General features: G+C 73.7%; 20 protein-coding genes, 1 tRNA gene and 2 pseudogenes. 11 read left to right on the forward strand and 12 right to left on the reverse strand.

All coding sequences use genetic code 11. The features are described 5' to 3' along the window. From ACFU7Y_RS15075 to ACFU7Y_RS15115, 9 genes and pseudogenes are all read left to right on the forward strand, one after another. Positions 1-781, forward strand: a pseudogene (locus ACFU7Y_RS15075) (DNA polymerase III subunit gamma and tau); the annotation flags it as partial. Positions 782-922: 141 nt separating this feature from the next. Beyond that, positions 923-1,261 carry a YbaB/EbfC family nucleoid-associated protein gene (locus ACFU7Y_RS15080; protein ID WP_224284007.1) on the forward strand — a complete coding sequence of 113 codons (339 nt, stop codon included), beginning with the start codon at positions 923-925 and terminating at the stop codon, positions 1,259-1,261. A gap of 183 nt (positions 1,262-1,444) precedes the next feature. Beyond that, entirely contained in the window at positions 1,445-2,044 is a 600-nt protein-coding gene (gene recR, locus ACFU7Y_RS15085) for a recombination mediator RecR (RefSeq protein ID WP_224284008.1), read from the forward strand. Further along, positions 2,037-2,750, forward strand: coding sequence for a DUF5063 domain-containing protein (locus tag ACFU7Y_RS15090; RefSeq protein ID WP_224284009.1), 714 nt, complete (start codon positions 2,037-2,039; stop codon positions 2,748-2,750). Before recR ends, ACFU7Y_RS15090 begins: the two co-directional genes overlap by 8 nt. 348 nt (positions 2,751-3,098) lie before the next feature. Beyond that, positions 3,099-4,379 carry an aspartate kinase gene (locus ACFU7Y_RS15095; RefSeq protein ID WP_224284010.1) on the forward strand — a complete coding sequence of 427 codons (1,281 nt, stop codon included), beginning with the start codon at positions 3,099-3,101 and terminating at the stop codon, positions 4,377-4,379. Positions 4,380-4,407: 28 nt separating this feature from the next. Further along, entirely contained in the window at positions 4,408-5,475 is a 1,068-nt protein-coding gene (locus ACFU7Y_RS15100; RefSeq protein WP_224284011.1) for an aspartate-semialdehyde dehydrogenase, read from the forward strand. A gap of 301 nt (positions 5,476-5,776) precedes the next feature. Next, the gene (locus ACFU7Y_RS15105) at positions 5,777-6,322 is read left to right on the forward strand and encodes a SigE family RNA polymerase sigma factor (RefSeq protein ID WP_224284012.1); all 546 of its coding nucleotides are present in this window, start codon (positions 5,777-5,779) and stop codon (positions 6,320-6,322) included. Then, a complete protein-coding gene (locus tag ACFU7Y_RS15110; RefSeq protein ID WP_380768183.1) occupies positions 6,315-7,541 on the forward strand; it encodes a hypothetical protein in 1,227 nt (408 codons plus the stop codon). Before ACFU7Y_RS15105 ends, ACFU7Y_RS15110 begins: the two co-directional genes overlap by 8 nt. A gap of 108 nt (positions 7,542-7,649) precedes the next feature. Then, positions 7,650-8,429 (forward strand): SURF1 family protein, encoded by a 780-nt coding sequence (locus tag ACFU7Y_RS15115; RefSeq protein WP_224285407.1) that lies wholly within the window; start codon positions 7,650-7,652, stop codon positions 8,427-8,429. A 29-nt stretch (positions 8,430-8,458) separates the two neighbouring features. Here the strand turns inward: ACFU7Y_RS15115 and ACFU7Y_RS15120 are convergent, their stop codons facing one another. The 5 genes from ACFU7Y_RS15120 to ACFU7Y_RS15140 all read right to left on the reverse strand — a co-directional run bounded on the left by ACFU7Y_RS15120 (position 8,459) and on the right by ACFU7Y_RS15140 (position 12,118). Next, positions 8,459-9,049, reverse strand: a complete 591-nt coding sequence (locus ACFU7Y_RS15120; RefSeq protein ID WP_380768185.1) for a hypothetical protein — start codon at positions 9,047-9,049, stop codon at positions 8,459-8,461. Next, positions 9,046-10,902: a prolyl oligopeptidase family serine peptidase gene (locus tag ACFU7Y_RS15125; protein ID WP_224284701.1), complete on the reverse strand. Its 1,857-nt coding sequence runs from the start codon at positions 10,900-10,902 to the stop codon at positions 9,046-9,048. Before ACFU7Y_RS15125 ends, ACFU7Y_RS15120 begins: the two co-directional genes overlap by 4 nt. Positions 10,903-11,093: 191 nt before the next feature. After that, positions 11,094-11,333 carry a hypothetical protein gene (locus ACFU7Y_RS15130; RefSeq protein WP_224284700.1) on the reverse strand — a complete coding sequence of 80 codons (240 nt, stop codon included), beginning with the start codon at positions 11,331-11,333 and terminating at the stop codon, positions 11,094-11,096. An 8-nt stretch (positions 11,334-11,341) separates the two neighbouring features. Further along, positions 11,342-11,614 carry a hypothetical protein gene (locus tag ACFU7Y_RS15135; protein ID WP_380768187.1) on the reverse strand — a complete coding sequence of 91 codons (273 nt, stop codon included), beginning with the start codon at positions 11,612-11,614 and terminating at the stop codon, positions 11,342-11,344. A gap of 126 nt (positions 11,615-11,740) precedes the next feature. Beyond that, a complete protein-coding gene (locus ACFU7Y_RS15140; RefSeq protein ID WP_224284699.1) occupies positions 11,741-12,118 on the reverse strand; it encodes a nuclear transport factor 2 family protein in 378 nt (125 codons plus the stop codon). A 180-nt stretch (positions 12,119-12,298) separates the two neighbouring features. Between ACFU7Y_RS15140 and ACFU7Y_RS15145 the strand changes: the two genes are divergently transcribed. Further along, complete coding sequence (locus ACFU7Y_RS15145) at positions 12,299-15,046, forward strand: ATP-binding protein (RefSeq protein ID WP_380768189.1); 2,748 nt, start codon at positions 12,299-12,301, stop codon at positions 15,044-15,046. Positions 15,047-15,121: 75 nt separating this feature from the next. Here the strand turns inward: ACFU7Y_RS15145 and ACFU7Y_RS15150 are convergent. The 7 genes and pseudogenes from ACFU7Y_RS15150 to ACFU7Y_RS15180 all read right to left on the reverse strand — a co-directional run. Continuing rightward, a pseudogene (locus tag ACFU7Y_RS15150) lies at positions 15,122-15,250 on the reverse strand (DNA-binding response regulator); the annotation flags it as partial. 218 nt (positions 15,251-15,468) lie between these two features. Then, positions 15,469-17,316: a hypothetical protein gene (locus tag ACFU7Y_RS15155; protein WP_380768191.1), complete on the reverse strand. Its 1,848-nt coding sequence runs from the start codon at positions 17,314-17,316 to the stop codon at positions 15,469-15,471. 298 nt (positions 17,317-17,614) lie between these two features. Next, entirely contained in the window at positions 17,615-18,106 is a 492-nt protein-coding gene (locus ACFU7Y_RS15160; protein WP_380768193.1) for a hypothetical protein, read from the reverse strand. Positions 18,107-18,566: 460 nt separating this feature from the next. After that, positions 18,567-18,640, reverse strand: a tRNA-Pro gene (locus ACFU7Y_RS15165). A 100-nt stretch (positions 18,641-18,740) separates the two neighbouring features. After that, entirely contained in the window at positions 18,741-19,685 is a 945-nt protein-coding gene (locus ACFU7Y_RS15170) for a metallophosphoesterase (protein WP_224283911.1), read from the reverse strand. Between the two features lie 24 nt (positions 19,686-19,709). Continuing rightward, the gene (locus ACFU7Y_RS15175) at positions 19,710-20,414 is read right to left on the reverse strand and encodes a CGNR zinc finger domain-containing protein (RefSeq protein WP_380768195.1); all 705 of its coding nucleotides are present in this window, start codon (positions 20,412-20,414) and stop codon (positions 19,710-19,712) included. Positions 20,415-20,765: 351 nt separating this feature from the next. Next, on the reverse strand, positions 20,766-22,076 hold the full coding sequence (locus tag ACFU7Y_RS15180) for a helix-turn-helix domain-containing protein (RefSeq protein ID WP_380768197.1): 1,311 nt from the start codon (positions 22,074-22,076) through the stop codon (positions 20,766-20,768). Between the two features lie 687 nt (positions 22,077-22,763). Here ACFU7Y_RS15180 and ACFU7Y_RS15185 point away from each other — a divergent pair. Then, a complete protein-coding gene (locus tag ACFU7Y_RS15185; protein WP_224284914.1) occupies positions 22,764-23,216 on the forward strand; it encodes a GatB/YqeY domain-containing protein in 453 nt (150 codons plus the stop codon). The last annotated feature ends 65 nt before the right edge of the window (positions 23,217-23,281 follow it).

Raw genomic sequence — 23,281 nt, forward strand, 5'->3', positions numbered from 1 at the left:
GTCCCCGGCGGCGCAGCCGCAGGCCGCCCAGGCGCCGGCCCCGGTTCCGGCCTCCGCTCCCGTGCCCGCGCCGGCCCCCGTCCCGGCGCCGGCCCCCGCCCCGGCGGCGGCTCCCGGCGGGCAGCCGTCGGCATCCGCGCAGCAGGGCGCCGCGCAGGTGCGGCAGCTGTGGCCGCAGATCCTGGAGGCGGTGAAGAACCGCCGCCGCTTCACCTGGATCCTGCTCAGCCAGAACGGCCAGGTGGCCGGGTTCGACGGCAGCGTGCTCCAGGTGTCCTTCATCAACGCCGGTGCCCGGGACAGCTTCGTCGGCAGCAACAGCGACGACGTGCTGCGCGCGGCGCTGGCCGACGCGCTGGGCGTGGACTGGCGGATCGAGTGCATCGTCGACCCGTCCGGCGGCGCCGGCGGCCCGGGTGGCGGTGCGCCGGGTGGCGGAGCCCAGGGCGGTGGGGGCTGGGGCGCCCCGGCGCGTCCGGCGGCCGCCGTGCCGTCGATGCCCGCTCCCGCCCCGGCGCCCGTGCAGGCTCCGCCGGTCCAGGCCGCGCCGGCGCCCGTCCAGGCCTCGCCCGTGCAGTCCGCGTCCGTGCAACCCGCGCCGGTGCAGGCCCCGCAGCCCGTGGCGGCGCCGGCCCGTCCGGCGCAGTCGGTGGCCCCGGAGGACGACATTCCGGAGGCGGACGACCCGGACCTCAAGGAGGACGTGTTCTCCGGCCAGGAGCTGATCATCCGCGAGCTGGGTGCGACGGTGCTGGAGGAGATCCACCACCAGGGTTCCTGACCCGCGCCCCCCGGGGGCTGTCGGGCCCCTGAGTCGACCCTGAACCGGGCCCCGATCGGGGCCCGGAGCAGCGGGCAGCACGTAGGCTCGGCGGTGACGAACGAAGCACCGCAAGACAGCCGTGACAGCAAGGAGAGAGCCGTGTTCCCCGGTGGTGGCCAGCCCAACATGCAGCAGCTGCTGAAGCAGGCGCAGAAGATGCAGCAGGATTTCGCGAAGGCCCAGCAGGAGCTGGCCGAGACGAAGGTGAACGGTACGGCGGGCGGCGGTCTGGTCGAGGCGACGGTGACCGGTGCCGGTGAGCTGGTGGCGCTGACCATCGCCCCGGCGGCCGTGGACCCGGAGGACACCGAGACCCTGGCCGACCTGATCCTGGCGGCCGTCCGGGACGCCAACCAGACCGCGCAGAAGATGCAGGCCGAGCGCATGGGCCCGCTGACCCAGGGCTTGGGCGGCGGCATCCCCGGCCTGCCCTTCTGACGGCGGGTTCTCAAGTTCAGAAGGTCTGACGTTCAGACGACGGACCCATGTGATTTATGTGGGAGTCGGGCGTCGGGCGCTGTGTCCGACGCCCGATTCGTTGGATGATGGCACCGGAGCACCACCGGCACCCGGTACCACCGGCCATCCGGTACCACCGACCATCCGAGGGAAGGCGCGACGTTGTACGAGGGCGTGGTTCAGGACCTGATCGACGAACTGGGCAGGCTGCCCGGCGTCGGGCCCAAGAGCGCCCAGCGGATCGCCTTCCACGTGTTGCAGGCCGACCCGACCGATGTGCGCCGGCTGGCGCACGCGCTGCTGGAGGTCAAGGACAAGGTCCGCTTCTGCGTGGTCTGCGGCAACGTCGCGGAGGCCGAGCAGTGCCGGGTCTGCCTGGACCCGCGCCGCGACCTCGGCGTCATCTGCGTGGTCGAGGAGTCCAAGGACGTCGTCGCCATCGAGCGCACCCGTGAGTTCCGCGGCCGCTACCACGTGCTGGGCGGCGCGATCAGCCCCATCGAGGGCGTCGGCCCGGACGACCTGCGCATCCGCGAGCTGCTGTCGCGCCTCGCGGACGGCACGGTCACCGAGCTGATCCTGGCCACCGACCCCAACCTGGAGGGGGAGGCGACCGCCACCTATCTGGCCCGGCTCTGCAAGCCGATGGGCCTGAAGGTGACCCGTCTGGCGAGCGGCCTGCCCGTCGGCGGGGATCTGGAGTACGCGGACGAGGTCACCCTCGGCCGCGCCTTCGAAGGGAGACGACTGCTCGATGTCTGACCGGACGATCAACAAGCAGCCCCACACCCCCCACCAGCAGTCCCACGGGGAACCGGGGGCGCACGCCCCGCACACCCACGGCCACGGCTCGGAGCCGGACGACTTCGCCGTGCAGATCGCCGACTCGGTGGAGAGCTTCGTGCTCGCCGTCACCGAGGTCGCCAAGGGCGACGAGCCCGGCAGCGCGGTCTCGCTGCTGCTCCTGGAGGTCTCGCAGCTGCTGCTGGCCGGCGGCCGACTGGGTGCGATCGAGGACGTCGTCCCGGAGGACCGCTTCGAGCCCGATGCCGGTCCCGAGCCGGACGGCGAGCAGCTGCGCGAGCGCCTCGCCGAGCTGCTCGCGCCGATCGACGTCTACCACGAGGTCTTCGACCCGTACGGCCCGCCGGAGAAGCCCAACGCCTTCCGGATCTCGGACGACCTGGCCGGCGTGGTCAGCGAACTCCAGCACGGCCTGACCCACTACCGCGAGGGCCGGGTCAGCGAGGCGCTCTGGTGGTGGCAGTTCTCGTACCTCTCCAACTGGGGCACGACCTGCACGGCGGTGCTGCGGGCCCTGCAGTCGCTGATCGCCCACGTCCGGCTGGACAGTCCGATCGGCGCGGTGCCGGACGGCGCGGACACCGACGACGACGGGCTCACCGACGAGCAGCTGGAGCAGCAGGCGGGCGACCTGATGGTGGCCGAGCTCGGTCTCGGGCGATAGGCGCCTGGTACCAGGTACCAGACACGTGGTCGGTGGGCGGTGGACGGTATTCCGCGATAGCGCCTCCGGATTGTGACGAATGCCTCAGCGGCCCGGCCGGAAAAGAAATCCGGCCGGATGGCCGTCGCCCGATCCGGCGATTCTTCGGAGCCGTGCCGAATCGCCCGCAGACCTGACGGCGGAGCCACTCGCACTGCCGCTCACGTGCTGAAACTACCGTCTCACCATATGGAAAGAGCCGGTCGGGGCACCCCTGCTCGGTAGACTGACGACGACCGCACCCCCCTCTCCCCCGGGGGGTACGGGGGCCCGTAGCCCCCGGAAAAGACTTCGAGTCGAGGAGCGCACGTGGGCCTTGTCGTGCAGAAGTACGGCGGCTCATCCGTTGCGGATGCCGAAGGCATCAAGCGCGTGGCCCGCCGAATCGTTGATGCCAAGAAGGCCGGCCATGAGGTCGTCGTCGTGGTGTCCGCGATGGGCGACACGACGGACGAGCTCATCGAACTCGCGGAGCAGGTGTCACCGCTGCCTGCCGGCCGTGAGTTCGACATGCTGCTGACCGCTGGAGAGCGCATCTCCATGGCCCTGCTGGCCATGGCGATCAAGTCCCTGGGCCACGAGGCGCAGTCCTTCACGGGCAGCCAGGCCGGTGTCATCACCGACTCCGTCCACAACAAGGCGCGCATCATCGACGTGACGCCCGGCCGCATCCGCACCGCCCTGGACCAGGGCAACATCGCGATCGTGGCCGGCTTCCAGGGCGTCTCCCAGACCAGCAAGGACATCACCACGCTGGGCCGGGGCGGCTCGGACACCACCGCCGTGGCGCTCGCCGCCGCGCTCAAGGCCGAGGTCTGCGAGATCTACACCGACGTGGACGGCGTGTTCACCGCCGACCCGCGCGTGGTGAAGAAGGCCCGCAAGATCGACTGGATCGCCTACGAGGACATGCTGGAGCTGGCCTCGTCGGGTTCCAAGGTGTTGCTCGATCGGTGTGTTGAGTACGCCCGTCGCTACAACATCCCGATTCACGTACGCTCGTCCTTCTCGGGTCTTCCCGGGACGATCGTCAGCAACGACAACCCGAACCAGCCCGAAGGGGGCGAGATGGAGCAGGCCATCATCTCCGGAGTCGCCCACGACACCTCCGAGGCCAAGGTCACCGTCGTCGGCGTGCCCGACAAGCCGGGCGAGGCGGCGCGCATCTTCCGCGCCATCGCCGACGCCGAGGTCAACATCGACATGGTGGTGCAGAACGTCTCCGCCGCGTCGACCGGCCTGACCGACATCTCCTTCACCCTGCCCAAGACCGAGGGCCAGAAGGCCATCGACGCGCTGGGGCGGGTCAAGGAGGGCATCGGCTACGAGTCGCTGCGCTACGACGACGCGATCGGCAAGATCTCGCTGGTCGGCGCCGGCATGCGCTCCAACCCCGGCGTCACCGCGACCTTCTTCGAGGCGCTGTCCGCCGCGGGCGTCAACATCGAGCTGATCTCCACCTCGGAGATCCGCATCTCCGTGGTCACCCGCGCCGAGGACGTGCCGGAGGCCGTCCGCGCCGTGCACAGCGCCTTCGGCCTGGACAGCGAGAGCGACGAGGCCGTCGTCTACGGCGGCACCGGGCGATGACCCGGGCCGCGGGCCGGGACGCCGGGCGATGACCCGGCGTCCGAACCTCGCCGTCGTCGGCGCCACCGGTGCGGTCGGCGAGGTGCTGCTCGGGCTGCTCTCCCTCCGCCGGGACGTCTGGGGCGAGATCCGGCTCGTCGCCTCCCCACGCTCGGCCGGCCGCAAGGCGGTGGTGCGCGGGGAGACCGTCGAGGTCGTCCCGCTGGCCGAGGAGGCCTTCGCCGGGATCGACGTGGCGGTGTTCGCCGTCCCCGACCCGGTCTCCGCCCAGTGGGCGCCGATCGCGGCGGTCAAGGGCGTCGTGGTGATCGACGACTCGGCCGCCTTCCGCACCGCCGGGGACGTGCCGCTGGTCGTCCCGGAGGTCAACGCGGCCGCGCTGCGGATCCGCCCGCGCGGCATCGTCGCCAGTCCGGCCGGCACCACCCTCGCGATGATCGCCGCGGTCGGGGCGCTGCACGCCGAGTACGGGCTGGCGCAGCTCGTGGTCGCCTCCTACCAGGCCGCCGACGGCGAGGGCCGCGACGGCGAGGCGGCGCTGCGCGCGCAGACCGGGCTGGTGGCGGGCACCACGGTCGGCCGGCAGACCGGTGACCTGCGCGCACTGATCGTCGATCAGGGGCCGTTCGCCGCCCCGCTCGCGCTCAACGCGGTGCCCTGGACCGGCGGGCTGCGCGAGGGCGGCTGGTCCGCCGAGGAGATGGGCATCCGTGACGAGTCCCGCAGGGTCCTCGGCCTGCCCGGTCTGAAGGTCTCGGCGACCTGCGTCCACATCCCGGTGGTCCGCACCCACGCGCTGGCCGTGCACGCGCGGTTCGAACGCGAGGTCACCCAGGAGCACGCGCAGGAGATCCTGCGGGACGCGCCCGGCGTGGTCCTCTACGACGACCCGGCGGCGGGCGAGTTCCCCACGCCGAACGACGTGGTCGGGACGGACCCGGTCTGGGTCGGGCGGGTCCGGCGGGCGCTGGACGAGCCGGACGCGCTGGACCTCTTCCTGTGCGGGGACAACCTGCGCAAGGGGGCGGCGCTCAACCTGGTGCAGCTCGCCGAGCTGGTGGCCGCGGAGCTGACGGCGGGCGAGCCGGCGGAGTAGGGCCGCCGGGTGCCACCGGGCCCTCGCGCGTGCCGATGTGCCCGCTTGTGTCCACAGCTGTGTCCATACCTGTGTCCGCTCCTCGACACAATCTGTCCGGAATCCCGTGGGAATCCTCTGGAGGCCTCTTCCGCCGATGCGGAAGAATGGGCCCCGGGCCGGGCAACCATGACAGGGGATCGAGTGTCCAACGGGCGTGGCGAACGTGATGGTGGGGGCAAGGGCGGGCATCCCGGCGAGAGCCGCGGTGTCCTTCCCGTCACGCGCCCCGTGGCCTGCGAGTAGGCCGGAAGAAGACCAGATGACGGCGGCCGCACCGGGTGCGGCGGACTCCGGCGCCGGTACCGACGCGGGTACCAGCGAGGACCTGCTCACCGAGACCTACCAGGCGCACTACCGCTCGCTGCTGCGGCTCGCAGCGCTGCTCCTCGACGACCTGTCGACCTGCGAGGACGTCGTCCAGGAGGCGTTCATCCGGGTGCACGCCGCCCGGCGCCGGGTGCGTGAGCCCGAGAAGACCCTGGCCTACCTGCGACAGACGGTCGTCAACCTGTCCCGTTCCACCCTGCGCCGCCGCATCCTCGGGCTGCGACTGCTGCCGAAGCCGATGCCTGACATGGCCAGTGCAGAAGAAGGTGCCTACGATGCCCTGGAGCGCGACCAGTTGAAGGCCGCGCTGCGTTCTCTGCAACGCCGTCAGCGGGAGGTTCTGGTGCTGCGTTACTTCGTGGACATGACGGAGGCGCAGGTCGCCGAGACCCTGGGCATCTCGCTCGGCTCGGTGAAGGCCTACGGCTCGCGCGGACTCGCCGCCCTCCGCGTCCAGATGGAGGCCGGACATGGCTGAGACGGACGGCAGTCGACGGCGACCCGTGCACGGGGCTTCCGGAACGAACCCGCCCGGGGAGCCCGGTACGGACGGGCCCGACGGTGGGGCCCCGGAGCTCCTGGACCTGTCCGCCGAGGAACGGGCGGTGCGCGAGCTGCTGCACGGCGCCGTCTCCGGCATCCAGCCCGCAGCCGGCGGGCTGCCGCGGATCCGGCGGGCCGTGCCCCGCCGCCGGGCCGCCCGGCGCGGCGCCTGGACCGGGGCGGCCGCGCTCGCCTTCGTCGTCGCGATCGGTCTGCCCGTCCTGCACCAGGGGGAGCACCTCGGGCTCTCCGGCGGCCCCGGCTCGGCCGACGCCAAGAGCCCGGCCGCCACCTCCCCCAGCGGCACCGCCGGTGGCATCGGAGGCACCGGTACGGCCTCGCACGCGGACCCGAGCGGCAGCGGCGACGTCACACCGCCGCCCGGTGCGGTCACGGCCCCGCACACCCCTGGCGGCGGGCTGGCGCACACCGACGGCGGCGTCGCGCCCACCGGGACCTCCGGCGCGGTCGACGGCGGCATCGTCCCGCTCTGCGGCCGGACGGACCTCGGCGAGGGCGTCGCACAGGTCGGTACGGCCGACGGCGACGGGCGGATCTACGGATCGTTCACCGTCTACAACGTCTCCGGGCGCAGCTGCCGGCTCGGCGGGCCGGGCTCGGTGGCGGTCACCTCCGTCAGCGGCGGCGACCGCGGCCGCATCCGCACCGCCGACCACGCGCCGGGCGACCCGGCCGCCGGCCTGCCCGCGATGGACGGGGAGCCGCCGGTGCTCGTGCCGCGGGCCGGGTACCGGGTGCCGTTCGCGTGGGTCCCCGACCAGACCTGTGCCGGCTCCGGCACCCTGACCACACCGTCGAACGGCGTCAACCAGGCGGCCCTGCGCTCGGGCGTCCCCGCCGGCGAGTCCGGCGCCCCGGCCTCCGTCCCCACCGACGTGCCCAGCGCCAACCCGCCGGCCTCCTCGTCCCCGTCGGCGGGCCCCAGCACGGCCTCCAGCCCGACCGCGACCCCGACCGGCAACCCGACCACGGCGCCGTCCACCGTGACCATCGCCCACACCCCCGCTCCCGGCAACCCGGCGGCCGCCGCGGCGACCCTGCCCGTGTCGTGCAGCGGCACCGTCTACCGCGGCGGCGTCCAGGGCCTGGGCGGCCCGGCGCCGCAGCCATCGGGCTCGCCGACGGCGGGGTGACCCAGGGCCTGTCCCCGAACTCACGCCTGCGGGTCGCAGCGGGCCGCAGGCCGCCGTGTCCGGGGCCCGGGGGACCGGGCGGGTGTGAGGAGTGGTTACCGTGGGGGTGTGTACCGGTTCCTCCTGACTTCGCGCTGGCTCGGCGGCACCGTCGTGGCCGTGGCGGCCGTGGCGGTGTGCCTGTGGCTGGGCTCCTGGCAGCTCGGCCGGTTCGAGGACCGGGTGTCCACGCACCAGGAGACCAAACAGGCGATCACTGCTTCGAGTGACGCCCGGCCGATCGACGCGCTGCTCAACCAGGCGACCCCGCAGGTGAGCACGGAGACCGTCGGCAAGACCGTCACGGTGACCGGCAGCTACGACACCGAGCACCAACTGCTCGTCCCCAACCGGGTGGTGGACGGCAAGCAGGGCTACTACGTGCTCACCCCGCTGCGCACCGCCGACGGACACGCCGTCGCCGTGGTGCGCGGCTGGGCGGCCGGGGACCCGGTCGCCGCCGGGTCGCCGCCGGGCGGACAGGTGACCGTGACCGGGCGCCTGCAGGCCAACGAGGCCGTGGGCAGCAACGGCGCGGTGGCGGGCGGCCTGCCCGCCGGGCAGCTCGGCATGATCAACCGGGCGTCGCTGCTGAACGTGCTGGAGTACGACGGCTGGTACGACGGCTGGGTGGCCGCCGACGACGCGCCCGCCGGACTGGCCCCCGTACCGACCGTGCAGCCGCAGGGCGGGGACGGGCTCACCCTGCGCGCGTTCCAGAACCTGGGCTACACCCTGGAGTGGTTCGTCTTCGCCGGGTTCGTGGTCTTCATGTGGTACCGCCTGGTGCGCCGTGAGGCGGAGGCGGAGCAGGACCGGGCCCTCGGGCTGGACCCGGTCCTGGACTGACCGGCGGCGTCGCTGGTCCGACCCCGGTCTCAGCGCTTGGTCGGCAGGGCCGGTGCCGGTGTCGGCTTGACCGCCGGCGGGGGCGGTGTCGGCGTCGGCGTCGGGAGCAGCGGCTGGGTCGGGGACGGCGAGCCGGTGGGCAGCGGCGTCGGGTCGCTGTGGCAGTGGCCGGTGCCGTTGCCGCTGCCGTTGTGGTCGTCGGAGTCGTAGTGGTCGATGTGGTGGTGCACCGTGCGACCGGTCTTCGACCCCTTGGAGCCCTTCGAGCCCGAGGAGCCGCTGGACCCCTTCGACCCCTTGGCGAGCGTGACGGTGCCGTCCTGGTCGGTCGGCTCGTACGCCGCCAGGAGGACGGCCGTGCCCGCGCCCCCGCTGCCGGCCGCGCTTCCCGCGCCCGGTGCGCTCGCCTTGGTCGCGGTGCCGAGCGGCGTCGCGCCGGGGGCGGGCACGGCCGGCGCGGCCGGTACGGCGGAGCCCGTGGGGACGACGGCCGAGGAGCTCGGCGTCGGCGGGGCGGCCGGGGGCGGGCAGGAGGCCTCGTCCCGCTGCGAGCCCGAGCAGCCGGTGAGCACCAGGGCCCCGACCACCGCCGCCCCCGCGAGCACCAGCAGGCGTCTCACGCCGTTCCCCCGTCTCCGGTGCGCCCGGCCGTGCCCAGGTGTCGCCGGACGAAGTCGATCTCCAGCCGCAGCTGCTTGATCCGCTCCTCCACCACCAGCGACCCGTGCCCGGCGTCGTAGCGGTACACCTCGTGGGGCTTGCCGAGCCGCTCCAGCCGCTCGACGTAGTTCTCGATCTGCCGGATCGGGCAGCGCGGGTCGTTGACCCCGGCGCTGATGTACACCGGCACCCGCACCTGCTCGACGTAGGTCAGCGGCGAAGAGGCGGTGAAGCGCTCCGGGACCTCCTCCGGGGTGCCGCCGAAGAGCGTGCGGTCCAGCGACTTGAGCGCCTCCATCTCGTCGGCGTACGCGGTGTGGTAGTCCGCGACCGGCACGGCGGCGACGCCGAGGGCCCAGCTGTCGGGCTGGACGCCGAGGCCGAGCAGGGTCAGGTAGCCGCCCCAGCTGCCGCCGGCGAGCACCAGCCGGGCCGGGTCGGCGAGGCCGCTGTCGACCGCCCAGGCGCGGACCGCCGCGATGTCCTCCAGCTCGATCAGGCCGACCCGCTCGTGCAGCGCGTCCGTCCAGGCCTGGCCGTAGCCGGTCGAGCCGCGGTAGTTGACCCGGACCACCGCGAAGCCGTGGTCCAGCCAGGCGGCCGGACCGGCGGCGAAGGAGTCGCTGTCGTGGTGGGTCGGACCGCCGTGGATCTCGAACACGGTCGGGTACGGGCCCTGCGCGGGCGTCGTCGGCCGCTGCACCAGGGCGTGCACCCGTCCGCCGGGCCCGTCCACCCAGACGTCCTCGACCGGCACCGAACCGGGCGGCACCGCGCCGGGCGCCCGCAGCACGACCGTCCCGGCGGTGGAGCGGACGGCGGAGGGCTCGGCGGCGGAGGACCACAGGTACTCGACGGTGCCGTCCGGACGGGCGGTGGCGCCGCCGACGGTGCCGCGCGGGGTGTCCAGGCGGGTCAGCCGGCCCTCGGCGAGCGTGTACGAGAACAGTTCGCTGCGCGCCTCGTACTCGTGCTCCACCAGCAGTTCCCCGGCGCCGGGGCGCCACTGCGCGGAGACGTCACCGGGCAGCTCGCGGCCCTGCTCGTCGCGCAGGGGGAGGGCGGTCTCGGCGCCGGTGGCGACGTCCCAGATCATCGGCTCCCAGCGGCCGGTGCGCTGGTGGGCGACCAGCAGGCGGGTGTCGCCCTCGACCGGGGCGAAGCCCAGGCAGGCGACGCCGCGAGGCTCGTCCCGGCCGGTGACCTCGTCCAGCTCGGCGACGGTCTCGACGCCGCCGTCCCCGCCGATGCGCACCACGCGGATCGCGGAGTGCATCGCGTCGCCGTGCTCGGTGTGGTCGATGGCGAGCAGCGTGCTGTCGTGGCTGAGGTCGCCGATGCCGCCGTACTCCTCGTGCCGGTAGATCTCGACCGGCTCGGCGTTGCCGGGGCGGCGCAGGTGCAGGGTGGTGCCGTCCTCGTCGGTGGAGCGTCCGACGACCACGGTGCCGTCGCGGCCGAGGGCCAGGCCGGCCGAGTAGGAGGGGGCGAGGCCGGGCACGGCCTCCTCGTCGGGGCCGCCCGCGAAGGGCTGGCGGCGCCAGACGCCGAACTCGTCGCCGTCGTGGTCGTCGAACCACCAGACCCAGTCGCCGTCGGGGGACAGCTCGGCGTCGGTGGTGCCGTTCGGGCGGTCGGTGACCCGACGGTGGGCGCCGGTGGCGCGGTCCCAGGCGTAGACCTCGTAGGTGCCGGTCGCGTTGGACACGTACAGCGCCCGGTCGGGGGCGTCCTCGGCCCAGTCGGGCAGCGACACCCGGGCCGCCCTGAACCGCTGCTCCCACGCCGGTACGGCGCTCTTCTCCTCGCTCATCCGACCATCCAACCCGATCCGGGGGAGGGAAGGGAACGGGCGGGTGGGCTCGGGCCCACCCGCCCTGTGTGCCGGGGGTGCTGTCGGGGTGTCGGGGGGTGTTGCCGGGGGCACGGCCGGAGTGTCCACGAACGCCCGCCCCGGCACCGGGATTGCGCGGGCCCGGCCCGGGCGCCGGGAGCACCTCGGGATCAGCCCTTGCGCGGCGCCCCGTGCGGCAGGAACCGGACCAGGGCCACGAGCACCAGCTCCAGCACCGCCAGGGCGAGGACGCTGCGGCCGAAGGCGGCGGTCGGGTCGCCGGCGCCGTAGTAGACCAGGCCGATCAGCGCGATCCCGAGCGCCCCGCCGACCTGCTGCACGGTGGACACCACCCCGGCCGCGGAACCGGCCAGCCGCGGCTCGACGCCGGCCAGCACCACCGAGGTCACCGGGGCGATCACAGGCCCCTGCCGAGGCCGTCCACGAACAGCCCGGGCGCCAGCCACCGGACGCTGCCGTCAGCGGCGTCGTACGCGGTGAGGGCCGGCAGGCCGAGGCCGAGGGCCAGCAGCAGCCCGCCGAGCGCGATGGTGCGGCGCTCGCCCAGACGGGCGGTGACGCGGTGGGTGGTGTCGGAGGTGATCAGGTAGCCGAGGCCGGTCGCGGTGAAGACCAGTCCGGCGCCGAGTGCGTCCAGGCCGCGGCCGAACCGGAGGTGCAGGGCGAGCACCAGGAAGAAGGAGCCCTGACCGAGCCAGAAGGCGAGTTGGGCGAGCAGGCCGGCGCTGAAGGCGCGGCTGCGGAAGAGCCGGGTGTCGACCAGCGGGGTGGCTGCGGTGGCGTCGGTGGCGGCGGCTCAGGCGCCCGGCACGCGGTCGAGGAAGCCGTACACCGCGCCGATCCGGCCGTCCGGGGTGGCCGCCAGCACGTCGAAGCCGATCACCACCGGCTCCGCGCCGGCCGGGCCGAGGTTCCAGGTGAAGCGGGCGACGTCGTGGTGCGCGTCGACCGGGCCGAGGGTGAACTCCAGCCCCGGGAACTGGGCCTGGGCGGCGCCGAGCAGTGCGTCGATCGCGTCCCGGCCGGTGACGGCGGCCAGCGGGTCGGTGTAGCGGCCGTCCTCGGCCCACACCTCGTCGATCAGCTTGCGGCGGGCCGCCGGGTCGGTCTCGTTCCACGCCGCGAGGTAGCGCTCGGCGAGCTGCTGGAGGGTGGCGGTGGTGATCTCGGTCATCGTCATCTCCGGTGTTCCGGTGGGTGGTTGGCCGGGTCGTTCCCGGTGCTCACCAAGGTATGGACGGCCGGCCGGCAGCGAATCCGTCACGTATGGGCATCGCAGTACGTACCTTTCGCGGGGGGTGTACCGGTGCCGTGGTCAGCGGCGGTTCGCGGCCCGGATGGGTAGGGTCGGGGCATGCTGTACGGGAGGGAAGGCGAACAGGCCGCCGTGGACGGGCTGTTGGACGCGGCGCGGGCCGGCCGCAGCGAGGTGCTGCTGCTTCGGGGCGAGGCCGGCATCGGCAAGACCGCGCTGCTGGACGACGCCGTCGCGCGGGCGGGGGAGGCGTTCCGGGTGATCCGGGCGGCCGGTGTCGAGTACGAGGCCGAGCTGCCGTACGCCGGGCTGACCCTTCTGCTCGCGCCCGGCCTGGACCGGCTGGAGGCCCTGCCCGGGCCGCAGCGACGGGCACTGGAGGCGGCGTTCGGGCTCTCCGACGACGGCCCGGCCGTCGACGAAGGGCGCGCCGACCGGCTCCTGGTCGGGCTCGCCACGCTCGGGCTGCTCGCCGAACTCGCCGCCGACCAGCCGCTGCTGTGCGTCGTGGACGACGTGCAGTGGCTGGACCGGGCCTCACTGGACGCGCTGCTGCTGGCCGCCCGGCGGCTCCAGGCCGAGGGGGTGGCCCTGCTGCTCGCCGCCCGCACCGGCGGCGCGGCCGGGGCCGGAGGCGGCTCGGCGGAGCGCCCGCTGGGCCTGCCCGAACGACAGGTGACCGGCCTGTCCGAGGCCGACGCCACCCGGCTGCTGACCCGGCGGGTCGGCCCCGACCTGCCCGCCACCGTCCGCGACCGGCTGCTCGTCGAGGCGGCCGGCAACCCGCTCGCGCTCACCGAACTCCCGGTCGCCGCCGGAGCGCAGACGCCGGCGCCGGGCGGCCTGCCGCTCACCAGCCGGCTGCTGATCGCCTTCCACGGCCAGGTCACCGGCCTGCCCGCGGCCACCCAGACGCTGCTGCTGGTCGCCGCAGCCGAGGAGAGCGGGGCACTGGACGTCGTCCTGCCCGCCGCGGCCGCCCTCGGCGTCACCGCCGAGCACCTCACGCCCGCCGAGCAGTCCGGGCTGGTGACGGTCACGGCCGACCGTCGGATCGCCTTCCGGCACCCGCTGCTGCGCTCCGCGATCCTCCAGCGGGCGCCGCACCACCAAAAAGTGACAGTTCATCAGGCCATTGCCCGGGCGCTGCCCGACGGCGACCGCCGCACCTGGCACCTCGCCCTGGCCGCCACCGTCCCCGACGCCGGCCTCGCCGACGCGCTGGAACGCACCGCCGTCCGCGCCGAGCGTCGCGGCGGCCACGGCGGCGCCGCCGCGTACGAGCGCGCCGCCCGGCTCACCCCGGACCGCGACAGCGCCACCCGCCGGCTCGTCCTGGCCGCCGAAGCCGCCACCGAGGAAGGCGAGTTGGACCGCGCCGAGAAGCTCGCCGACGAGGCCGCCGGCCGTACCGACAACGTCCTGGCGCACGCCCTGCTCGACCAGGTCCGGGCCACCGCGCACTTCTGGCGCGGCGCGTACCCGACCGCCCACCGGCTGCTGCTCGACGCCGCCGGCACCGACATCGACCCGACGTACGCCGCCCGGATGCTGCTCCAGGCCTTCCACGCCGCCTGGTACGCGGGGGAGGAGCCGGTGGCCGCCGTCCTGGACCGCCTGGCGGTCCTGCCGCTCCCCGACGACGACCCCCTCGCCCCGCTCGCCCGCCACCTGCCCGCGGCCGTCCTGCCCGCGCTCGGCCGGCCCGCCGGGCCGCTGCCGCCCGTCCGGGAGGCCGCCGCGGCCGCCCGCCGGGCCGGGGCCGACAGCCCCGTCGACCTGATCCAGCTGTGTGGCGCCACCCTGGTCCTCGGGCGCGACGAGGAAACCGCCGAACTCGCCGCCGAACTGGTCGCCGAGGCCCGCGCCAAGGGCACCGTCGGCGTGATGCCCACCCTGCAGTTCTTCCTGGCCGAGGCCGAACTCTTCCACGGCCGGCACCGCGACGCCGAACTCACCGCCACCGAGGGGCTCGGCCTCGCCCGGGACACCGGCCAGCACCAGTGGGTCAGCCAACTCGCCGCGCTGCTCGCGTACCTGGCCGCGCTCGACGGCCGAACCGACCGCTGCGCCGAACTCGCCGCCACCGCCCTCGCCACCACCGGAGCGCAGACCGCCGCCCCCGCGGCCGGCCTGGCCTGGGTCCAGTGGGCGCTCGCCCTGCTCGACCTCGGCCAGGGCCGCGCCGGCGACGCCGCCGACCGGCTGCACACCCTCACCACCGGCCCGCACCGGCACCACATCAGCGCCACCCGGGCCGTCCCCGACCTGGTCGAGGCCGCCGTCCGCCTCGGCACCCCCGAACGCGCCGCCGAACCCTACGAGCGCTTCGCCCGCTGGGCGGCCGCCGCCGACCGCCCCTGGGCCGAGGCACTCCGCCTGCGCTGCCAGGCCCTGCTCGGCCCCGACGAACTCGCCGAGACCACCTACCGCGCCGCCCTCACCCGGCACGCAACGGCCCACCGCCCCTTCGAACAGGCCCGCACCGCGCTCCTCTACGGCGAATGGCTGCGCCGCACCCGCCGCCGCACCGACGCCCGCCCCCACCTGCGCGCCGCCCTGGAGACCTTCGACCGCCTCGCCGCCCACCCCTGGGCCGCCCGCGCCCGCACCGAACTCTCCGCCACCGGCACCCCGGCCCCCACCTCGGCCACCCCCGCCGGCACCCCGCAGTCCCCCCTCACCCCCCAGGAACTCCAGATCGCCCGCCTCGCCGCCCAGGGCCTCACCAACCGCGACATCGCCGCCCAGCTCTTCCTCAGCCCCCGCACCGTCGCCCACCACCTCTACAAGGCCTACCCGAAGCTCAACATCACCTCCCGCACCGAACTGACCACCGTCCTCTGACGCGGCGGTCGACGCGGCGGTTCTCCGGCCGCTGAGCCCGGCTGCGCCCGGTCACCGCTCCGGCAGGCCGCGTTCGAGGGCGGTGACGACGGCGCTCAGCACCTCCGTCTCCCGGGCGGTCAGGGCGACGGGGGCGGGGCGCCGCATACGGGCGACCAGGCGTTCGGCGACCCTCGGAGCCAGGACGGTCTCGCCCCTGGCGGCGCCGGGCCGTCCAAAGCAGGACCCCGAACACCCGGCCCGCCCCGCCCGCCACCCGCGCTGTACGGACCGGCATGCCGCGCCACCCCCGCCGGACGGCCCGGTCGCTGCACTTGGCTGCCGTACGGCAGGCCCCACCCGAAGCGGCCTTCTACGCGCTCGCGCTGTTGCCGGGAACCCGCATGCGCCGGACGCGCGGCGGGCGTGTCCGCTACTGCGGTTCACTGCTTCGGGCAAGCGGTCGCGGTCGCTGACGACGGCCGCACCGGTAGGGGGGTGAGGGGGGTGCAGACCGGGGTGGCGAGTCCGATGAGTTTCACCAGTCCCACGCCGCCGGTCGGGGGGAGGAGTTCCGACCAGTTGTTGGCCAGCCAGACGTTGCCGGACTGGTCGATCTGCACCGCCGTGAGGTGCTGGATCGCCGCGTTCCGGAAGCCCTGCGGGGGAGACAGGAAGGTGCCGGTGGAGGCGCCGGGCGGGCAGGCGGCGGTGTTCTCGCCGCACAGCAGCCACACGGACGGGGTGCCGAAGCCGGCGACCCACACGCGGTCGGATCCGTCGATGGCCGCGGACCAGGGGCCGACCGTGACGGGCAGCTCGTGCTCGGCTGCGATGGTTCCGTCGGGCCGTAGCTCGGTGATCGAGTTGCTGAGGAAGTCGGGCACCCAGGCGTTGTTCTCGGCATCGATGGCGAGTCCCAGGGGGAAGTTGATCGAGCTGCTCGTGATGGGAGAGAACGCGGTCGGTTTGAAGTCCGGGCCGATGACGGTGACGCTCGCACCGAGCAGGCCGGTGGGTTCGGGCAGGCGCGTTTCCATGAGTCTGGCGCCGCTGAGGCGGGCGTTGGTGACCCAGGCCCGCCCGTAGCCGTCGATCTGGACGGCGAAGGGATGGTCGAGGCCGCCGCCGGTGATCGTGACCGCCTTCGAGGGGTCACCATGCGGGTAGACGATCACGCTCCCCTGGTCGGGCGCGCCTTTGAGGCCGTAGAAGTTGGCGACCCACACATTGCCCTTCTGGTCGACCGCGACGCCCTGGGGGCGGTCGGGGCCGCCGTTCTTCCACCCCGTGCCGGGCGACAGCGGGGCGCCGGTGGCCGAGTACTTCGACATCGCGTCGCCCTCGTAGCTGCTCACCCAGGCGGAGCCGTCGTGGTCGATCGCGATGCCCCAGGCTCCGGCCTTCATGCCGCCGCCGCTGATGGGGCTGCCCAGGGTCGGGTGACCGGCCGGATCGAGCACGCTGACGTAGGGGCTCGGCTCCCTGGTTCCGGGCTGCCAGTTGTTGGTTGTCCAGGCGTTCCCCTTGGCGTCGAAGGCGATGCGGCCCGGCGCGTACAGGCCCGTGTCGGTGTAGCGCAGTGCCAGGATCCAGGCCGTGGGCGGCGCGGTGAGCGCGGGGGTGAAGACGCTCGCCGTCCCTGCCAGGGAGTGGAGTTCGGCCGGGGAGAGCGTCGGGTTGTGGACGAGGTTCAGGGCCGCCTGCACCGTGTCATCCGGGGCGGTGCCGCCGGGCGGTGTGGCGAGCCGAAGCACGTCCTGGCAGTGCGGGGCGTTCGCCGTCGCACAGAGCGAGAGCAGGTTGGCGAGCGTTCCGAGGGTGGCGAGGGTCTCGTTGCCGGCGCCGTTGTCCTTGTTCGTGACGACTGCGCCCGGCTTGCCGGTGGCCGGATCGGCAAGGTTGAAGGATGTCGCCGCGGCGTTCTGCAATCCGGGGCTCGGCCCCGCGATGCCGTGCCGGTCGCTGAACCGGGCCAGGGAGTACGTGGTGGCGACGGTGGTGAGTTCGTTGACCGTGGCTGTGGTCGCGGTCCGCTGGGGGACCCCGCCGCCGGCGCCGACGCCGACGACGGAGCGCAGCCGGAGTCTGCCCGCGTCGGCGGACGCGGCTTCGACGTACAGCACTCCGTCCGCGGGCGCGGCGTAGGTGATCCTGAAGGATCCGGCCGCGTCGGTCGTCGCGCGGCCCAGTTCCCTGCTTCCCTCACGCGATCCGGCGAAGAGCGTGACCTGGGCACCGGACAGCGGCTGTCCCGCACCGGTGACTGTCCCGTCCAACGAGGCTGACACGGCGTGAGGTGCGTCCGGCGGAGAGTTGCCCAAGGTCAGCGCGGCAGCGGCTGCGGCAGCGACGGTTGTGGCCGAGGCCGCCACGGCCCATCGTCGTGCGCGGCGAGACTTCCGGAGCACCGGCCAACGGTTGCGCATGTCAGGGGCGGTCATAAGCTGGGGGCCTTTCCGTCAGGGCGGCCGGGCCGACCGGGCCGCGGCCGTCACCGGATTCGACTGATCGCCATCCGGGCGCCAGTGCGCCGTGCCGCCGGCCGGTCGGTGCCCTTCCACTGCGCGGGGCGGCTGGACGAGCCGGCTAAGTGGATCGGGACGCGCTGCGCGGCTTCTCGCCTGGTCCGCCGTCTGCTTGCGGTGTCCTCAGCGAGAACCAGCCGATCCTGACTCCGAACAGCCAGATCACGCCCAGATACAGGCCCGGGCCCACCTGACGGATCTCGTCGCGCACGCCGCCGGCGACGAGGGATGTTCCGGAGTAGTCGATGACGATGCACTCCTCGCCGTCCAGCCGACTCGGTCCCGGAGCGACCGTGGCGAGGATGGCGAGCACGTCCAGTGCGGACATCCGATTGCTCAGGTATCCGCCGTCGCGGTCGAAGACCTTTCCCCGCCACACGGCCAGACGCACCAACGCGGCGATCAGCCGGGTCGCGCCTGTGCCCGCGCCGATGATCGCGGTGCCCTCCATCGGACCGTTGGGGATGTCACCGGGCGTGCTCACGCGGAAGAGTTCTTCCAGCCGCTCATCGTCGGCGCCGAGCAGCTCATCCTCACTGACGGTCACGATCATCCTCCGGGTGGTTGCCCCAGTCGCTTGTAGTCCACCGCTGTCGCACCGACCGGTTTCACCTGCCGCTCCTTCAACAGTCCAGTGCGGTGACCAGCACCGGGACTGCGTGCGCAACAGGACCGTGGTGTCGAGTTGACTCCATGGTGGAGGCTGCAGGCATGAACCACCTCCGCTGCTAGGGCGAACGGCTGACAGCCCTCGCGCGGCAGTCCGGGGCGATGCGGGACCGGCGATCGGCGGCTGGCCGGCGCTGCCGCAGCAGCAACCGGCCGAGGTGGCCGGCGGTGCTGTGTTCCGCGACGTCTTCGCCGGCCTCGGCCTTGCCCGCGGCCGGTGATCCGGACCGGTGCGACGACGATGGACCGGCTGTTCGCCCGGGGCCTGAGGCTTGGTCACCCGGTTGGTCACGCACAACGACAGAGGCCCTGCCGGATTTCTCCGGCAGGGCCTCTGCACTGGGTCGGGGTGGCGGGATTTGAACCCACGGCCTCTTCGTCCCGAACGAAGCGCGCTACCAAGCTGCGCCACACCCCGGTCTTGCGGTTTGTCGCTCCGTCTCCTTCGCGACGAGTAGAACTCTACCGGACGCTCGCCGAGACACGAAATCCGGTTTCGGGCGGGCGTCCGGTGGGGGTCAGCGGGGGGCCGGGGTGAGGGTGAGGAGGGTGGCCTCGGGGGGGCAGGCGAAGCGGACGGGGGTGTAGCGGTTGGTGCCGCAGCCGGCCGAGACGTGGAGGTAGGAGCGGTGGCCGCCGGCGGTGTGGGTGGAGAGGCCCTTGACCCGGCGGGTGTCGATGTCGCAGTTGGTGACCAGGGCGCCGTAGAAGGGGATGCAGAGCTGGCCGCCGTGGGTGTGGCCGGCCAGGATCAGCGGGTAGCGGTCGGCGGTGAAGGCGTCGAGGACGCGCAGGTAGGGCGCGTGGACGACGGCGAGGGAGAGGTCGGCGTCGGCGGAGGGGCCGCCGGCGACCTCGCTGTAGCGGTCGCGGCGGATGTGCGGGTCGTCGAGGCCGGTGAACTCCAGGTCGAGCCCGTTCACGGTGAGCCGGCCGCGGGTGTTGGTGAGGTCGAGCCAGCCGGCCCCGTCGAAGCCGTCGCGGAGCTTCTCCCACGGGTTGTGGACGGCGCCGGTGATGCCGCGGCGGGCGGTGCCGTCGGGGTTGTTCATGCCGTGGGCGCCGCTGCGCATGGCCTGGAGGTAGCGCGCCGGGTTCTTGCGGGCCGGGCCGTAGTAGTCGTTGGAGCCGAAGACGTAGACGCCCGGGAACTCCATGAGCGGCCCGAGCGCGTCGAGGGTGGCCGGGACGCCGAGCGGGTCGGAGAGGTTGTCGCCGGTGTTGACCACCAGGTCGGGGCGCAGGCCGGCCAGGCTCTTCAGCCAGCGCTGCTTCTTGCCCTGCCCGCTCACCATGTGGATGTCGGACACCTGGAGGACCCGGATCGGGCGGGCGCCGCGCGGGAGGACGGGGACCTCGATCCGGCGGAGGCGGAAGGCCCGGACCTCGTACCCGACGGAGTAGGCGAGACAGGCGGCGCCGGCGGCGGCGATGCCGAGGGGAACGGAGTACAGCGGTCGCATCAGGCCATGCTCTCAGACGGTCGATCAGCCGGTGAACGCCCCGGAGTCGGCGGGGACGGCGGATGCCGGGGGCGCCTCCTCGCAGTCGCGGCGGGCGCGCAGGGCGCGGACCTTGTGGCGGTTGCCGCAGCGCTCCATCGAGCACCAGCGGCGACGGCCGGGCCGCGAGGTGTCGACGAAGATCAGCCGGCAGTCGTGCGCGCCGCACTCCCGGATCCGGTCCGCGTACGGGCCGGTGAGCAGGGCGATGGCGTCGCGGGCGAGGGTGGAGGCCAGCTGCGCGCCGTCGGCGGGCAGCGGGGCGGCCGCGGTGCCGTCCGGGGCGATCCGGGGGACCAGCGGTGGGTGCTCGGCGGTCCGGTTGAGGACGGCGTAGTCCTCGGGCTCGCCCGGGCCGCCGTGGGCGCGGGCGGCGGCGAGGCGCCACAGTGCGTCGCGCAGGGCGCGGACGGTGGCGAGCCCGGCGGGGGAGATCCGTACGGCGCCGGCGGGCAGCCGCAGCCGGGACGGCAGGAGCCAGGCGGCGAGGTCGGCGGGGCGGTGCAGCACCTCGTACCGGGCGTACGGGCCGGGGCCGCCGGTGGTGAGCAGTTCGAGGCAGAGGGCGCCGGGATCGAAGTGGAAGCGGCTGCCGCCGGGGGTGGTGAGAATCAGCCCGGGCGGGCTGGTGGGCTGCCCGCCGGCGGTGCTCCGGCCGGCTGCGTCGGGTCCGTCGTCTCCGTCGGTCATGCGACCAGGATAGGTGTAACCGGGAAGAGGGGTTACAGGGCGTGAGGGCATGGGCGCGCCGACGGCCGGTGGAACGGTCTTCGGAGGCCGCGCTCCGCCCCGGCAGCGGACCCGGACCGACCCTGCGGCGGCCCCACCGACCTGAGGCCGACCGAAGGCCCGCGTCACCCCGGCTCACCCCGGCCCCGGGCGGCAGAGCCGGGCGGCAGAGCGGCGGGGAGACGGATCGCGGGAGCGCTCCGCGCCGTGCCCGGAGCGGTACTCCGGGCACGGCGGTGCGGCCGTCCCCGCCGGAAGGGGCCGGAAGGGGCCGACGGCTGACGGCTGACGGTGCGGCGGTTCGGCCCGGCCTCAGGCCGGAATGGCGTTGACGTACTCGCGCATCATCCGGGGGACCCGGTACGCGTACTGGTGGCCGCGTTTCACCTGGACGACGGAGAAGTCGACCAGCTCGGCCAGGACGTCGAGATTGCGGGAGGGCTCCCGGCCGCCGTCGACCGGCTGCTGCCGGACGTCGTCGATGGAGAACTCCTCGGGGAACCGGGAGAGCCGTCTGAGCGCCCGGCGCTGCCGTTCGTCGAGCAGTCCGTACGCCCAGGCGAGGCTGCGGTGCAGCGAGCGGTGGTGGGAGAGCCCGCCGACCTCCTCCTGGCCCAGGATCGGCAGCACCCGGTACTCGTCCACGAGGACGTGCAGGGGCACCGAGCGCATCCGGACGGCGGCGTTCTCGATCGCGAGCGCGAGACCGCCGAGGCGCCGGCAGAGTTCGACCACCTGTGGCATCTGGTCGCCGAGGTCCAGCGTCGGGGCGACCGAGTGCACCCGTCGGCAGAACAGTTCGGCGGCGGGCGGGCAGCCGTAGGGGCCGTCCGGGCGGTCGACCGACAGCGGCGACACTTCCCACAGGTCGGCGGGGACCCCGGCGGGCGCCCGCAGCGAGGTGATCACGATGTGGAGCGCCGGGTGCTGTTCCAGCAGGGCCCTGACCTGCCGGGCCACCGTGTCGATGACGTGCTCGGCGTTGTCGACGACCAGCAGCATCTGCAGCTCGGGGTTGGTCCGCGGGTCGCGGTCGAAGCCTCGGAAGAGGGTGTCGAGCGCGCGCTGGGCCTGGGCCGAGGCGGCTGCCGGGTCGACGCCCTCGGGGGTGACCGAGCCGAGTTCCAGGACCACGACGCCGTCCCGGAAGCGGTCCAGCAGGTGGGCGGCCGAGTCCAGCGCCAGCCGGGTCTTGCCGACCCCGGCCGGCCCGGTGAGCACCAGCGGACGGCCCGGTCGCAGGGCGGTCATGACGTGCAGGAGGTCGGCCCGGCGGCCGACGGTGATGTCCGTCTTGGGGCGCAGCCCACGCCACCGCGCGTTGTCCGGGAGCTCGGCGACGCGGGTCGGCGGTCCGGGCTCCGGCCGGGCGGGGAGCAGCCCGGCCGGGGCGCCCGACTGGACGGCCTGGGAGAGCAGGGTGGCGTCCCGGTCGGTCGCCGCGGAGAACAGCGCGCCCACCAGGAGCTCCACGGAACTGCGCCGCGGATTCTTGATGACGCCGGTTTCCAGATTTCGAATGGTTCGGACGCTGACCGTGGAGTGTTCGGCTAGCTGCTCCTGGCTCCATCCGATCATCTTTCGTTGGGTTACCAACATCGAGCGAAGTTGATTGTTGTCCATTCCCCCGCGCTTCCTGCTGTCGTGAGCAGAATAAAAACCAGAACTCAATGCGCCGATTTATGGCGGCGCCAATCACTCCGAAAAACGATCACTGCCGGTCGGGCGGTCGGGCGGCCGGGTGGAGCGCAGGCGTGAACGCTCGGGCCGGCATGGGTCGCAGGGCGCCCGCGCCGCAAGGTGTCAGGGCCGCAGGAGGCCTGGGCAGCAGTGTGTCAGTGCCGTGGAATAATGAATCGGGGACGTGGTGACGGTTTGTCGCAACTGTTCGGGGCGGTCTTCGACGGTGAATCGACGGTGAGGCGATCGCCGCCATCGGGCTGCTCAAGCGACGCGCGAACGAGTGTACTACGCGGACTATTTCAGCGAAGCGGTCACAACGTTCGATCTGCCCGTTCCGGACCGGCAACTTCGTGTCGGCTCCAGCAATTTTCGGCATTTCGTCCGAGATTGTGCGAGAATTATCGGCCACCTTGGCCGAATCCCGTCGCCCGGTTCCGGCTCCGATCATCGATTGTTCACGGACCCGACCGCCGCCCGTTCCCCGTCCGGACCGTCCTCGCCCGGCGCGCCGTCGGGCGAGGACGGCGGGGGTTGACGGGGCATACTCGTTCATCTGCGGAAACCCCCGGTGGATGCCCACGGGAAACCCGGTTGAGCCCACCCACAGCCGAAGGATAAGAAGAGGAAATGACAACGCTCAAGGAGCAGCTGCAGGAGGACCTCACGGCTGCCATCAGGGACCGGGACGAACTGCGCGCGTCCACCATCCGGCTCACGCTGGCCGCCGTCACCAGCGAGGAGGTGGCGGGCAAGCAGAAGCGCGAGCTGTCCGACGCCGACGTGCTGAAGGTGATCGGCCGCGAGGCGAAGAAGCGCCGGGAGGCGGCCGAGGCCTTCGGCACCGCCGGGCGGGCGGAGCAGGCGGCGCGGGAGCTGGCCGAGGGCGAGGTGCTGGCGGGTTACCTGCCCAAGCAGCTCTCCGACGAGGAGCTGGCCGCGATCGTGGCGGCCGCCGTGGCCGAGAGCGGCGCGAGCGGCCCCCAGGCGATGGGCGCCGTCATGAAGCTGGTGAAGCCCAAGGTCGACGGTCTGGCCGAGGGCGGTCGGGTGGCCGCCGCCGTGAAGGCCGCCCTGGCCTGATCCGGCGCACCCCCGCTGCCCCGGCAGCATGCCGAAGGGGCGCCCTCCCGCGCGGAGGGCGCCCC

Origin of the sequence: Kitasatospora sp. NPDC057542 (assembly GCF_042801945.1) — a bacterium.
Classification (GTDB): domain Bacteria; phylum Actinomycetota; class Actinomycetes; order Streptomycetales; family Streptomycetaceae; genus Kitasatospora.

Excerpts from the sequence above, each read along its gene's own strand:
- ACFU7Y_RS15090 (WP_224284009.1), top strand. The coding sequence starts at position 2,037 with ATGTCTGACCGGACGATCAACAAGCAGCCCCACACCCCCCACCAGCAG.
- ACFU7Y_RS15100 (WP_224284011.1), top strand. The coding sequence starts at position 4,408 with ATGACCCGGCGTCCGAACCTCGCCGTCGTCGGCGCCACCGGTGCGGTC.
- ACFU7Y_RS15105 (WP_224284012.1), top strand. The coding sequence starts at position 5,777 with ATGACGGCGGCCGCACCGGGTGCGGCGGACTCCGGCGCCGGTACCGAC.
- ACFU7Y_RS15110 (WP_380768183.1), top strand. The coding sequence starts at position 6,315 with ATGGCTGAGACGGACGGCAGTCGACGGCGACCCGTGCACGGGGCTTCC.
- ACFU7Y_RS15125 (WP_224284701.1), bottom strand. The coding sequence starts at position 10,902 with ATGAGCGAGGAGAAGAGCGCCGTACCGGCGTGGGAGCAGCGGTTCAGG.
- ACFU7Y_RS15140 (WP_224284699.1), bottom strand. The coding sequence starts at position 12,118 with ATGACCGAGATCACCACCGCCACCCTCCAGCAGCTCGCCGAGCGCTAC.
- ACFU7Y_RS15145 (WP_380768189.1), top strand. The coding sequence starts at position 12,299 with ATGCTGTACGGGAGGGAAGGCGAACAGGCCGCCGTGGACGGGCTGTTG.
- ACFU7Y_RS15160 (WP_380768193.1), bottom strand. The coding sequence starts at position 18,106 with ATGATCGTGACCGTCAGTGAGGATGAGCTGCTCGGCGCCGACGATGAG.
- ACFU7Y_RS15170 (WP_224283911.1), bottom strand. The coding sequence starts at position 19,685 with ATGCGACCGCTGTACTCCGTTCCCCTCGGCATCGCCGCCGCCGGCGCC.
- ACFU7Y_RS15175 (WP_380768195.1), bottom strand. The coding sequence starts at position 20,414 with ATGACCGACGGAGACGACGGACCCGACGCAGCCGGCCGGAGCACCGCC.
- ACFU7Y_RS15180 (WP_380768197.1), bottom strand. The coding sequence starts at position 22,076 with ATGGACAACAATCAACTTCGCTCGATGTTGGTAACCCAACGAAAGATG.
- ACFU7Y_RS15185 (WP_224284914.1), top strand. The coding sequence starts at position 22,764 with ATGACAACGCTCAAGGAGCAGCTGCAGGAGGACCTCACGGCTGCCATC.